Annotated in this window: 12 protein-coding genes; 9 read left to right on the forward strand and 3 right to left on the reverse strand. The window is 69.8% G+C overall.

Going from position 1 to position 11,896, the window contains the following annotated elements; all coding sequences use genetic code 11:
• Nucleotides 1–76: 76 nt before the first annotated feature.
• The 5 genes from FHX42_RS05175 (at nucleotide 77) to FHX42_RS05195 (ending at nucleotide 5,699) form a co-directional block, all read left to right on the forward strand.
• Nucleotides 77–655, forward strand: coding sequence for an FxsA family protein (locus FHX42_RS05175; RefSeq protein ID WP_182542977.1), 579 nt, complete (start codon nucleotides 77–79; stop codon nucleotides 653–655).
• 200 nt (nucleotides 656–855) lie between these two features.
• The gene (locus tag FHX42_RS05180) at nucleotides 856–2,481 is read left to right on the forward strand and encodes an amidohydrolase (RefSeq protein WP_182542978.1); all 1,626 of its coding nucleotides are present in this window, start codon (nucleotides 856–858) and stop codon (nucleotides 2,479–2,481) included.
• Nucleotides 2,482–2,514: 33 nt separating this feature from the next.
• Entirely contained in the window at nucleotides 2,515–3,120 is a 606-nt protein-coding gene (locus FHX42_RS05185) for a DUF1707 SHOCT-like domain-containing protein (protein WP_182542979.1), read from the forward strand.
• Between the two features lie 126 nt (nucleotides 3,121–3,246).
• Nucleotides 3,247–4,854, forward strand: a complete 1,608-nt coding sequence (lnt, locus tag FHX42_RS05190; RefSeq protein WP_328795909.1) for an apolipoprotein N-acyltransferase — start codon at nucleotides 3,247–3,249, stop codon at nucleotides 4,852–4,854.
• 74 nt (nucleotides 4,855–4,928) lie between these two features.
• Nucleotides 4,929–5,699, forward strand: a complete 771-nt coding sequence (locus FHX42_RS05195; protein WP_182542980.1) for a polyprenol monophosphomannose synthase — start codon at nucleotides 4,929–4,931, stop codon at nucleotides 5,697–5,699.
• A gap of 157 nt (nucleotides 5,700–5,856) precedes the next feature.
• On the opposite strand, the gene FHX42_RS05200 is transcribed toward FHX42_RS05195, so the two are convergent.
• The 3 genes from FHX42_RS05200 to FHX42_RS05210 form a co-directional block, all read right to left on the reverse strand.
• Entirely contained in the window at nucleotides 5,857–6,201 is a 345-nt protein-coding gene (locus FHX42_RS05200) for an RNA polymerase-binding protein RbpA (protein ID WP_182542981.1), read from the reverse strand.
• A gap of 439 nt (nucleotides 6,202–6,640) precedes the next feature.
• Complete coding sequence (locus FHX42_RS05205; RefSeq protein ID WP_182542982.1) at nucleotides 6,641–8,044, reverse strand: MFS transporter; 1,404 nt, start codon at nucleotides 8,042–8,044, stop codon at nucleotides 6,641–6,643.
• An 82-nt stretch (nucleotides 8,045–8,126) separates the two neighbouring features.
• The gene (locus tag FHX42_RS05210) at nucleotides 8,127–8,921 is read right to left on the reverse strand and encodes a glycerophosphodiester phosphodiesterase family protein (protein ID WP_182542983.1); all 795 of its coding nucleotides are present in this window, start codon (nucleotides 8,919–8,921) and stop codon (nucleotides 8,127–8,129) included.
• A gap of 75 nt (nucleotides 8,922–8,996) precedes the next feature.
• On the opposite strand from FHX42_RS05210, the gene FHX42_RS05215 reads away from it, so the two are divergent.
• The 4 genes from FHX42_RS05215 to FHX42_RS05230 all read left to right on the forward strand — a co-directional run bounded on the left by FHX42_RS05215 (nucleotide 8,997) and on the right by FHX42_RS05230 (nucleotide 11,892).
• A complete protein-coding gene (locus tag FHX42_RS05215; protein ID WP_182542984.1) occupies nucleotides 8,997–9,359 on the forward strand; it encodes a hypothetical protein in 363 nt (120 codons plus the stop codon).
• 136 nt (nucleotides 9,360–9,495) lie between these two features.
• Complete coding sequence (locus FHX42_RS05220; protein WP_182542985.1) at nucleotides 9,496–10,158, forward strand: VOC family protein; 663 nt, start codon at nucleotides 9,496–9,498, stop codon at nucleotides 10,156–10,158.
• Between the two features lie 163 nt (nucleotides 10,159–10,321).
• Entirely contained in the window at nucleotides 10,322–10,906 is a 585-nt protein-coding gene (locus FHX42_RS05225; protein ID WP_182542986.1) for a TetR/AcrR family transcriptional regulator, read from the forward strand.
• Nucleotides 10,907–10,950: 44 nt separating this feature from the next.
• On the forward strand, nucleotides 10,951–11,892 hold the full coding sequence (locus tag FHX42_RS05230) for an ATP-binding cassette domain-containing protein (protein WP_182542987.1): 942 nt from the start codon (nucleotides 10,951–10,953) through the stop codon (nucleotides 11,890–11,892).
• Nucleotides 11,893–11,896: the final 4 nt, after the last annotated feature.

The following is an 11,896-nucleotide window of genomic DNA, read 5'->3' on the forward strand; positions in this document are numbered from 1 at the left end:
CCGGCACCTGGGAGCATTTTAGTCATCTCGTGCGTTGAACCGGGTGACTGCCATCGAGCGGAGGTACCTCCACGTCGTGTCCATACTTGTCCTGCTTCTTGTCACCGCCGTCGTCGAGATCGGCGTCCTGGTGCTCGTCGGTCAGGCCATCGGGGTGCTGCCCACCATCGGTCTGCTCATCGCGGGTGCGGTGATCGGTGGATGGATGCTGCGCCGCGAAGGCCGTCGGACGTTGCACGAGTTCCGCGAGGCCGCCCGATTGCGGCGCCCGCCGGAACGGGAGCTCTCGGACGGAGTGCTCATCGCCCTGGCCGGTTTGTTCGTCCTACTCCCCGGACTGGTCAGCGACGTGGTCGGGTTGCTGTTGTTGGTGCCCTTCGTCCGCACGCTGCTGCGCCGCAAGATGCTGCGGCTCGCCGAACGGCGCTCCCAGGCGTTCCAGGAGCAGATGCGGGCCGCCCAGTCCCAGTCCCAGGGTGGCGGTTCCACCCGCCGGACCGGTAGCGGCGCCGGAGAGGACGTCATCGACGGGGAAGTGGTCTCGGTCAGCGAGGACGACGAACCCGACCACGACTCCGATCCCCACGTGCTGCCCCCGCAGGACGACGGGAAGCGGGGGCCGACGGGAGGACCGCGGCCGCGTCCCGAGGCGTGAACGAACCGCGGCACGGCGTCGCGTCGAACGCGAAGGCCTTGCGGGTAAGCTGTCTCCCGAAAAGCGTGGTCGGTGGTGCCGGCGGTACACGGTGGCGGACGTGGCCGCTGGTCCGTGGCTGTGTTCCGTGCGGCTGGGGGACCCACACCGGAATGCGCAGTTGAACACGCGACCGTGAACTCAGGGACTAAGGCCAACAGATGCCCGACACCACGTTGCTGCTCGGCGGCCGGATCCATACGCCGGGCAGCCCCGACGCGACCGCGATGGCCGTCACAGGCGACACCGTCGCCTGGATCGGCGCCGACAGCGTCGGCCGTGCCCTGCATCCCGAGGCCAGGGTGGTCGATCTCGACGGTGCTTTCGTGGCACCCGCCTTCGTCGACGCCCACGTTCACGCGACGTCGACGGGGCTGTTGCTCAACGGGCTCGACCTGACCGGTTGCGCGTCCCTGACGGAGTTCCTGCACGCGCTGCGCGACCACGTCGCCGAGCACCCGGGGACCCTGGTGTGGGGGCACGGCTGGGACGAGACGTGGTGGCCGGAGCGGAGGCCCCCCTCCAGGGCCGAGATCGACGCCGCCGCCGACGGTGCTCCCGTGTACCTGTCCCGCATCGACGTGCACTCGGCGCTGGTCTCGAGCGCGCTGATCGAACGGGCACCGCTGTCCCGGGGCGCGGAAGGCTGGAGTGAGCACGGCCCGCTGACCAGAGTGGCCCACCACCACGCCCGCAGCGCCGCGCGGGAGTCGTTGGGCACCGGACAACGTCGCGAGGCCCAGCTCGCCTTTCTGCGGCACGCCGCATCCCGAGGCATCGCCAGCGTGCACGAGTGCGGGGGCCCCGACATCTCGGGGCCCGACGACCTCGCCGACCTGCTGGCCCTGGCCGCGGGAGGGGACCTGCCCGAGGTCGTGGGTTACTGGGGAGAGCTGGGCGCGGTGGACAAGGCCCGCGAGCTCGGCGTTCACGGACTGGGCGGTGATCTGTTCGTCGACGGGGCGATGGGCTCGCGCACGGCGGCGTTGCGGGATCCCTACACCGACGACCCGAGCACCGCCGGGGTGCTGTACCTGGACGCCGAGTCCGTGGCCGAGCACGTCGTCGAGTGCACGCGCAACGAGCTTCAGGCCGGGTTCCACGTCATCGGTGACGCCGGTGTCGCCGAGGTCACCGAGGGATTTCGCCGGGCGGCTCTCGAAGTGGGGATACCGGCGCTGGCGAGCATGCGGCACCGCCTGGAGCACCTGGAGATGGTCGACTCGGGGCAGGCCGCCGAGCTCGGTCGCTACGGTGTGGCCGCCTCGGTCCAGCCGCAGTTCGACGCGGCCTGGGGCGGGTCGGCGGACATGTACGCACGCCGCCTGGGCTCCGAGCGGGGAACCCGGCTGAACCCCTTCTCGCAGCTGGCCGCCGAGGGGGTGCTGTTGGCTTTCGGGTCCGACGCACCGGTGACCACGGTGAACCCGTGGAGCGCGGTGCGGGCGGCGGTCAACCATCGCACCGAGGGCTTCGGGGTCTCACCGCGAGCGGCGTTCACCGCTCACACTCGCGGAGGTTGGCGAGCCGCCGGTGTCGACGACGGGGTGACCGGCACGCTCGTGCCCGGCGCACCCGCCACCTACGCGATCTGGGACGTCGACGATCTCGTGGTCGCGGCCCCGGACTCCCGCGTGCAGCGGTGGTCGACCGACCCGCGTTCGGGAGTGCCCGCGCTGCCGGACCTCGGTGCGCAAGCGCGGCTACCGCGGTGCCTGCGCACCGTCCTGCGTGGCCGGACGCTGTACGCGCGCGATGTCGGCGACGAGGAGCACACGATCCCCTGATCGCGTGACGCTCGTCGCTCTAGACTGGCCGGTATGAGTGAGCCCACGGACCCTTCGATTCGTGCCTCCGACGCCGAGCGCGAAAGAGTCGCCGACACGCTGAACGAAGCCGTCGGCGAGGGACGCCTGACGCTGGAGGAGTTCAGCCAGCGAGTCGACGAGGTTTATCGCACCACCACCCGTGCCGAGCTGGAGCGGTTCACCGCCGATCTTCCGGCGGAGGGACGCGGCGCCGCCGCGCCTCCGGAACGAGCGAACGGTGGGAAGAAGCGCTGGAAACTGGCGGTCCTGGGCGGCTCGGACTACAAGGGCCGATGGCGCGTGCCCGCGAGGATCGGGTTCTTCGCGTTCCTGGGCGGTTCGACGATCGACCTGTGCGAGGCCGAGCTGCAGTCCGGGGAGGTGGAGATCACGCTGGTCTCGGTGCTGGGCGGGTCCGACGTCGTCGTGCCGAAGGGCGTGCGGGTGGAGGTCGACTCGACCGATCTCCTCGGGGGGAACACCATCAAGATCGACGAGGACGCCGTCGTCGCGAACTCACCCGTGGTGCGCGTCCGGGCCTACTCGGTGCTCGGAGGCAACGACGTCCGCCACCCGAAGGAGCGGTTGGTGGACAAGTGGCGCCGCCTGACGGACTGACCGGCTTCGCGCCGACCGCCCTCGCGTACATTGGGCTGGTGCGTGACCGCTGCGTCGAGGTCGCGAGCACTTGTACGTTCGTCCCGCCCGTCCGGCGGGGACCGCATGGCCGAGAAGGTTGATCGGGTGGTTGTTCCCACGGTGAGCTCGCGGCGCGAGAAGCCGGTCGGAACCCGCCGAGCCCGCTTCCCCGGACGTGCCGTGTGGGCGCGGATGGCGCTGGCCGTCGCGGCCGGGCTGGTGCTGTATCTGTCCGCGCCTCCGCGCCAGTCGTGGTGGCTGGCTCCGCTGGCCTTCGCCGGATTCGTCGCCACTCTGCACGGTCGGCGTGCCCGCGCCGGTTTCGGCTACGGGATGCTGTTCGGGCTGGCCTACGTGCTGCCGCTGCTGTGGTGGCTGCTGGACTTCCTGGGGACGCGGTTCGGGCCGTGGCCCTGGCTGGGCGTGGCCGCGGTCGAGGCGCTGTTCTACGGTCTGGCCGGAGCCGGGATGGCTCGCGTGAGCCGGCTGCCCGCCGCGCCGGTGTGGCTGGGGGCGGTCTTCGTCGGTGCGGAACTGCTCCGATCCCACTTCCCGTTCGGTGGTTTCCCCTGGGGACGGGTGGCCTTCACCCAGGCGAGCGGAGCTCTGCTGCCGCTGGCCTCGCTGGGCGGAGCGGCGCTGGTGACGTTCGCGGTGGCGCTGATCGGCGCGGGTGCGGTGGAGTGCCTGCGACGCCTCCGCCGCAGGCGTCGGGCGCTGATCCCCCCGGTGGTCACGGTGCTGGTTCCGGTGGTGCTGGCCCTGGCGGTGACTCCGACGATCGGAACGGCGGCCAACGCGGGCACGGCCCGGGTCGCCGTGGTGCAGGGCGATGCCCCCAACATCGGGCTGGACCTGCTCTACGCCGGTGAGGTGCTCCACGACAACCACGTTCGTCAGGCCGCCGACCTCGTGGAGGACGTGCGGGCCGGCCGGGTGCGGCCTCCGGACTTCGTCGTGCTGCCCGAGTCCGTGGGCTCCTGGGGCCCCGAGCGCCGGGACCCGGCGCTGAGTCGCATCGCCGCCCAGCTCGGTGTCCCCCTGGTGGTCGGCGGCATCGCCGAGAACGCCGACGGCAGCCTCCGCAACAAGGCCGTGCGCTGGGACCCCCAGCAGGGCGCCACCGCCGGGTACACCAAGCGGCACCTCGTGCCGTTCTCGGAGAAGATCCCGATGCGCACCGTGGCCGGTATGGTGACCCCCTTCGTGGACAAGTTCCAGCAGAACATGCTGCCCGGCCACGAACCCGGCGTGTTCGACGTGGGACCGGCCCGGCTGGGAGTGGGGCTGTGCTTCGACGTGGCCTACGACGACGTGTTCACCGGGGCGGTGCGCTCCGGAGCCACGTTGCTGGCCGTGCCCACGAACAACGCCTGGTTCGGCGACTCGGGGATGAGTCAGCAGCAGTTGGCGATGTCGCGGTTGCGCGCCGTCGAACACGGCCGGTCCGTACTGGTCGCGGCGACCAGCGGGGTCAGTGCGATCGTGCGTCCGGACGGCACGGTGGCTCAGCGCACCGAGCAGTTCACCGCCGAGACCCTGTCGGCCGAGGTGCCGCTGCGCTCGTCCTCGACCCCGGCGACCCGGCTGGGTGCCCTGCCGAAATGGGTGTTGACCGGGTTGGGGGCCGCGGCGGTGGCCACCACGCTGTGGCGGCGGCCACGGTGGCGGGGAGGCCTCCGGGACCAGGCCGCGGTCACGCACCAGGATTGATCGGCGAAGAACCGAGAGATGCTTTTCCCGCGGATGCCGACCACGATCGGCAAGGCCACACCAGGAGGGGACAGATGACCAACGAGCGGCGTCGAGCCGGTCAGCACACCCACGGCTCGGTCCTCGTGATCATCCCGACCTTCAACGAGCGGGAGAACATCGGTCCGATCGTGCTGCGCGTGCGGGAGGCCCTCGCGGAGGCGCACATCCTCGTCGTCGACGACGGCAGCCCGGACGGTACGGGCGCGCTGGTCGAGGCGCTGGCCGCCGACGACGATCACCTGCACGTGCTGCACCGGACGGGCAAGTCCGGGCTCGGTGCGGCGTACGTCGCGGGATTCGACTGGGGCATGGAACGCGATTACGGCGTGCTGGTCGAGATGGACGCCGACGGTTCCCACGCCCCCGAGGACCTCCCCCGGTTGCTCGCCGGTCTCGACGAGGCCGATGTCGTGCTGGGATCGCGCTACGTCGAGGGCGGACAAGTGATCAACTGGCCGTGGCACCGCACCTTGCTGTCCCGCGGGGCCAACGTGTACTCCAAGCTGGCCCTCGGTGTCGGTGTCGACGACCTCACCAGCGGATTCCGGGCCTACCGCAGCACGGTGTTGCGGCGGGTCAAGTTGTACGACGTGGCTTCGCAGGGATACTGCTTCCAGGTGGACCTGGCCTGGCGCGCGGTCGAGGCCGGCTTCCGGGTGATCGAGGTTCCGATCACGTTCGTCGACCGGGAGAGCGGCGAGTCGAAGATGAGCGGCTCGATCGTGCGGGAAGCCCTGATCCGGGTGACCAAGTGGGGACTGCGGCGGCGCGCCAACCAGCTGCGGCGGTGGGGGCGAGCCTGATCACGGGCATACGTCGAGCGCCCGGAGTCCACGGACTCCGGGCGCTCGAAACGTGCCGGTACGGTGCTCGGGAAGTGCTTCGCCACAACGGGAGCCACCCGCTCCGCGTACGCAGTCGGGTTCTGGCACCACTGCGCAAGCCGTCCCGGAAGGCTCGTCAAGAGGAGCGGCTGCGTCGCCCTCGCAACGTCTCCAGCCGCTCGTTGAGCAGTTCTTCCAGTTCGGGCACGCTGCGACGCTCCAGCAGCATGTCCCAGTGGGTGCGCGGTGGCTTGGCCTTCTTCTGCTCCGGTTGATTTCCGTCGATGATCTTCGACTCGGTGCCGTGCAGGCGGCACTCCCACGTCGGCGGGATCTCGGCGTCATCGGAGAAGGGCACCTCGAACTCGTGGTCCTTGGTGCAGGCGTAACGCACCGTCCGGCGCGGTGCGAGATCGTGGTTGCGGTCGTTCTCGTAGCTGACCGCTCCGAGGCGACTACCACGCAGCACGCGATCGGCCATGACGGTTCCTTTCCTTCGGCCGGGGAGGTCCCCAGGCGGTTGTGCTCACCGAGTGCAACGACGGCGGACCCGCCTTGTGTTCCCGGTGCGGGGTTGGTGATTGCCGTCGGTGACATCCCCCACCCGCTGACGACGATCCCTCACCGGGAAAGGCGTTGCGGCCGCGGGGGCGATGCGGGTACCCGGCAATCCATAGGTGCATCCGAACGAGTGATGGTGCCAGACGAGGTGTCGGCGGGACCAAACGAGTCGGCGTTCGCACATCCGATTGGGACCGAGATCACGCCGCCCTTCGGTCGTCCGGGGGGAGTCTTCTCCCCGCCCTCGTCACGTACCGTGGTATTTCCTGTTGTCGAGTATAACGACACAACGTACTGGCATATTCCGCGAGTGTCCCTGATTCCCGTCGGCGTGTCGGACGTGTCCCCCGGAAGGAACCTCAGGTGATTCGGGGAACGGGGTTGCCCACCTGCTGGATGGCTCGGCGCACGGGCACGAGCGAGACGAGCACGAGCCCCACCACGAAGAATCCCACCAGCGAGATGATGGCCAGCCGGAAGGATCCTGTGGCCTGGCCCACGGTGGCGAACAACAGCGGTCCCAGCCACGACGTGGAACGTTCCCCGATCTCGTACAGCGAGAAGTACTCCGCCTCCTTGCCCGCGGGGACCATCTGGCTGAACACCGAGCGGGACAGGGCGTTGGTCCCGCCGAGGACGAGACCGATGCCCGCGGCCACGCCGTAGAACTGCCACAACCGGCCCTCCTGCACGAAGTAGGCCGCGCCGAGGACCAGCACCCAGACCACCAGGCTGGCCATGATCGTTCTCTTGGCGCCGAGGTGCCGGGCCAACCATCCGTGCAGCATGCCCCCGAAGAAGGCGATGAACTGGACGATCAGGATGGTCACGATCAGCGCTTCCTGCGCCAGTCCCAGTTCCAGCCTGCCGTACTGCGCCGCGACCTTGGTGACCGTGTTGATCCCGTCGGTGAAGACCATGTAGGCACCGAGGAAGCCCAGCGTGAGCGGGAAGTACCTGGCCTGGCGCGCCGTGGACAGCAGCTGCCGGAATCCGGCGGTCAACACCGATCGTCCGGTGTTCGGCTCGTGCGGCTGCCGCCGTCCCCGAAGCGCGGTCAACGGCAGGAGCGTGAACAGCGCCCACCAGACGCCGCTGGACAGGAACACCAGTCGCACGGCGGCGTCCGTGCTCAGGCCGAGCGCGTCGTGCCCGAGGTAGAGCAGCAGGTGCAGCGCCAACGCGGTGCCGCCGCCGAGGTACCCGAAGGCCCAGCCCCGCGAGGAGAGCCGGTCCCGCTCGTCGGCGTCGGCGATCTCCGGCAGCAGCGAGTAGTAGACCACCACCGCCACGCCGTAGCAGATGTTGGCCACCACGAACAGCGCGACCCCGAGCTGCCAGTTCCGGTTGGCGACCAGGGCCAGTGCCGCGGTCGCCGCGGCGCCGCCGAACGCCGCTCCCGCCAGTATCGCCGGCTTGTTGCGGGTCCGATCGGCGATCGCCCCGGTGATCGGCAGTACCAGGACCTGCACCAGCGTGGCCGCCGACAACAGGTAGCCCCACAGCGCCCCCGCGGGGAAGTTCGCCCCGAGCAACGAGATGTCGCACCGGCGCAGCGCGTCCCCCCCGGGGCAGGGGACGGGGCCGTTGCGGGCGAGATCGGCCTCGGCGGCTCTCGTGGCCACCGTCGTCAGGTACAGCGACAGGAAGACGGTCGTCACCGACGTCGGAAACACCGAGTTGGCCCAGTCGTACCAGCACCAACCGCGGTGTTCCCTGCGCCGCGCGAGATCCGGAGGGCTTTTCTCGCCCAGCACGCTCATTCGTCCTGTCCTCTCGGGGCCGTCTCGATCACCAGGCCGTACTGTTTCGGTTCACGCCGGCGGTAGCAATGCGTATTTTCACTCAGTTCGGCAGGGGAACGGCCTGTTCCCGCCACTGGCCGCGCTGCCGCAGTACCCCGCGGAGCACGTCGGGGCGGTCGGTGACCAGGCCGTCGAGGCCGAGATCGAGCAACGAGATCATTTCCGCGGCGGTGTCGACGGTCCAGGCGTGCACCTCCTGGCCCCAACGGCGCGCGGTGCGGACGAACCGCGGATCGAGCACTCGAACACGTCCGTGCACGGGAGGTACCTGCGCCGCGCAACCGCGCACGAACGGACGAAAGGGGAACCCGAGGCCGCGTGATCCCGCCCACAGCAGAGTGACCGACTGCTGTCCCATCGACGTCAGCAACCGTTTCCCGCCGACGCGACGAAGCAACCGCAGCGTGACCTCGTCGAAGGAAGCCAGGCACACGCGGTGCCATGCGGCGTGACGAGCGATCGTGCGCAGGACAGGGTACGCGGCGTCACGCGTCTTGACGTCGATGTTGAACTTCGTCGTCGGCAGCTCCTCCAAGGCGTCGTCGAGTCGACACACCGGCTCGCGCCCACCGATCAGCGCCGAGCGCACCTCCGACCAGCGCAGTCGGTCGATCCGGCCGGAGCGGTCGGTGATGCGCTCGAGATCGGGATCGTGGTGGACCACGACGACCTCGTCGGCGGTGACGTGCACATCGGTCTCCACGTAGTGAAAACCCTCGGTCGCGGCTCGCCGGAAGGCGCTCAACGAGTTCTCCATGCCGTCGAGCTCGTCGGTGTGCCACCCGCGGTGGACGAAGGCGCGCGGCCAGGGGCCGTGCAGGAATGGATGTCTCACACCGGCTACTCTGCACGATCGGCCGACGGCGTGGTGGCGCAGGCCGCGCCGCGCGAACGGTTAGCGTGGTCGATCGTGGACACGTTGAACGAGGCCGAACCCCAGACCCCACGACGACGTTCCGTCCGACACTGCTTCTGGTGCGGGTGCCGGATCCCGGATTCGGGACGTAGTGGACGTCCCCGGCTGTACTGCGGCCAGTCCTGCCGGCAACGGGCCTACGAACGCCGTACCGCCATGCATCGTGGCGGCCTGCCGGAGGATTCGTTCCTGCTGTCGGCCACGGAGCTGGAGGACCTGCAGGATCGACTGTTCCAGCTGCGCTGCGCGGCCGAGGACGTCGTCACGGCGATCGAGGACGGCGCCGACAGCCCCGAACTGAGGCAGATGGCGGCACAGCTCAGCGAGGTGGCCGGAAAGCTCGAACGACTGCGGTGATCGGGGAGTGATCCGGGCATTGTCAAACACCCCCCGGTTCCTCCAGGATAGGCGCTGAATTCTGGCCCTTTCCCGAGAAGGCCGGTGAGTCGCGAGTGAGCGAAATCCGGCCCGAGGTCGACGAGGAAACGAGGACGTGCCTCCATCCCACGCCGTGCGCGGCTTGCGCCGCGCGGAACTGATCACCATCGATCCCGAGGCCGCGGTCCGCTTTCACCGAGCGCTGCTGGACTGGCTGGTACTGCCTTCCGAGGAGGGAATCGACTGCTGGGTGGGTGAGCGACGTTGTGCCGTGGTTCGTGAGCCCGGGGACGGTGAACGACCGGGGTGGAGCCTCGTTTTCGCCGGATCCGCCGATGACGACCTGCTGCGGGGGCCGGCGGGGACGTGCGCGACGACGGCGAAGGGCCGTGTGCAACACGGTCCGTGGGCGCCGAAACCGCGTCGCGGTGAGCCCTGCTGGGTCGAACTGTGCACTGAGGACGCCGACGAGGCCGATGCCTTCTGGAGCGAGCGGCTGAACTGGTCGGCGACGAGAAACTCCGCGGACACCACCTACTCGGTCGAGGACAGGCCCATCGCGAGCCGCGCGGCGCGTCCCGAGCTCGGTGATCGCGCGGCGTGGTCGTGCTACTTCGTCGTCACCGATCTCGACCGGGCCGCCGAGCAGGTGCGGGAACTGGGCGGAAGCCTGCTGGGGCGGTTCGAGCACCCCGTCGTGGGCGAGGCCGTGCTCATCGCCGATCTCGAGGGTGCGGTGTGCGCGTTGACCGGCAAAACCGAGTCCTGGGGCGGCTGAGGCGAGGTTTCCTCGTCGGGATGACCACTACGATCCAGCCGGGAACGGTCGGGTACCCGATCACCGGGCTTACCGCGGGACCTGCCGCCGAATTGACTGAGTGAGTGCTCACTCATGGCATGGTGTCGTGACCGGACACCAACCTCGACGCCGAGCGCCGGCGATGAGTTCCGAGCAGCGGCGGGCCGAGATCGTGCGGGCCACCCTGCCGCTGCTGATCGAGCACGGGGCGAACATCAGCACCCGCCGGATCGCCCGGGCCGCCGACGTCGCCGAGGGGACGGTCTTCCGGGTCTTCGCGGACAAGGACGAGCTGCTGCGAGCCTGCGTGTCGGAGGCGTTTCGGGCCGACGACATCTCCGCCCGCATCCGGGCGATCCCGACGGACCGGGACGTCGAGGCGCGGTTGACCGAGGCCGCACTGCTGGTCCTGGCCCAGTGGACCCGTCTCGGCGAGCTGCGACGCAACCTCGCGAGCTCGGACCACGACATCCACCACCGCGATCCCGGCAGCACGGACCGCTCCGCGCGAGAAGGCGGGGAGCGGTTCATGCGGGAGCTCACCGACGCGATCGCCACGCTGCTCGTCGGGGAGGAGCAGCGGCTCCGGATGCCGGCCGCCGAGATCGCCCGGTTGTTCCTCGGCCTGCTGATGAGCACGAAGTTCGATCCCCACGCCCGTGAGGACGAGCGGGTCGCGGTCGCCCGGCGCGTCGACGTGCTGCTGCACGGCGTCCTGGCGAGCTGAGCAGCACCCGTCACGACGGGACCCATCACGACGAGAAGGACACCATGACGAGACCGCCCATCGAAGTCGAGCACGTCAGCAAGACCTTCGGCAAGTTCACCGCCCTCGACGACGTGAGCCTGACCGTGCCGAAGGGCGCGGTCCTCGGGTTGCTCGGCCACAACGGAGCGGGAAAGACCACGCTGGTCAACATCCTGAGCACGCTGCTGCCCGCCAGCAGCGGCACGGCCAGGGTCGCCGGGTTCGACGTCACCGGCCAGCGCAGGCAGGTGTGCGCCCGGATCGGGTTGACCGGCCAGTTCGCCTCCGTGGACGAGCAGCTGTCCGGCCGGGACAACCTGGTGCTCATCGCCAGGCTGCTCGGCGCGAACAAGCGCGAGGCCAAGCACCGGGCCGAGGAGCTGTTGAGCCTTTTCGACCTCACCGAAGCGGCCAAGCGCCCGGCGCGCACCTATTCCGGCGGGATGCGGCGCCGACTGGACCTGGCGGCCAGTCTCGTGGGGAACCCGGACGTGATCTTCCTCGACGAGCCCACCACCGGACTCGACCCGACCAGCCGGATGGGCATGTGGCGGATCGTGGAGAGCCTGGTCGAGGACGGAACCACGGTGCTGCTGACCACCCAGTACCTCGAGGAGGCCGACCGGCTGGCCGACTCGATCACCGTGCTCTCCAGCGGCCGGATCGTGGCCTCCGGAACGGCCGAGGAACTCAAGGCGCGGGTCGGGCAGCGCACCGTGACCGCGACCCTGGCCGACCCCGGTGACGCGGAGGCCGCGCTGCGGGCGTTCACGGCCGCCGGGTTCGGTCCCGGCCACGACGAGGAGCGGCGCACGATCACCGCACCGGTGACCGCATCGCACGAGCTCGCCGTCGTCGTCCGAGCCCTGGACGAGGCGGGAGTCGAGGTCAGCGGTCTCGGCCTCGGCGAACCCACGCTGGACGACGTCTACCTCGCCCTCGCCCACTCCCATTCCGCAGCCTGACGAT

Source organism: Halosaccharopolyspora lacisalsi, assembly GCF_014137975.1.
Lineage (GTDB): Bacteria > Actinomycetota > Actinomycetes > Mycobacteriales > Pseudonocardiaceae > Halosaccharopolyspora > Halosaccharopolyspora lacisalsi.

What these genes read in the sequence shown, in the direction of transcription:
- FHX42_RS05225 (WP_182542986.1), top strand. Translation starts at nt 10,322, where the DNA reads ATGAGTTCCGAGCAGCGGCGGGCCGAGATCGTGCGGGCCACCCTGCCG.
- FHX42_RS05230 (WP_182542987.1), top strand. Translation starts at nt 10,951, where the DNA reads ATGACGAGACCGCCCATCGAAGTCGAGCACGTCAGCAAGACCTTCGGC.
- FHX42_RS05205 (WP_182542982.1), bottom strand. Translation starts at nt 8,044, where the DNA reads ATGAGCGTGCTGGGCGAGAAAAGCCCTCCGGATCTCGCGCGGCGCAGG.
- FHX42_RS05200 (WP_182542981.1), bottom strand. Translation starts at nt 6,201, where the DNA reads ATGGCCGATCGCGTGCTGCGTGGTAGTCGCCTCGGAGCGGTCAGCTAC.
- FHX42_RS05185 (WP_182542979.1), top strand. Translation starts at nt 2,515, where the DNA reads ATGAGTGAGCCCACGGACCCTTCGATTCGTGCCTCCGACGCCGAGCGC.
- FHX42_RS05180 (WP_182542978.1), top strand. Translation starts at nt 856, where the DNA reads ATGCCCGACACCACGTTGCTGCTCGGCGGCCGGATCCATACGCCGGGC.
- FHX42_RS05195 (WP_182542980.1), top strand. Translation starts at nt 4,929, where the DNA reads ATGACCAACGAGCGGCGTCGAGCCGGTCAGCACACCCACGGCTCGGTC.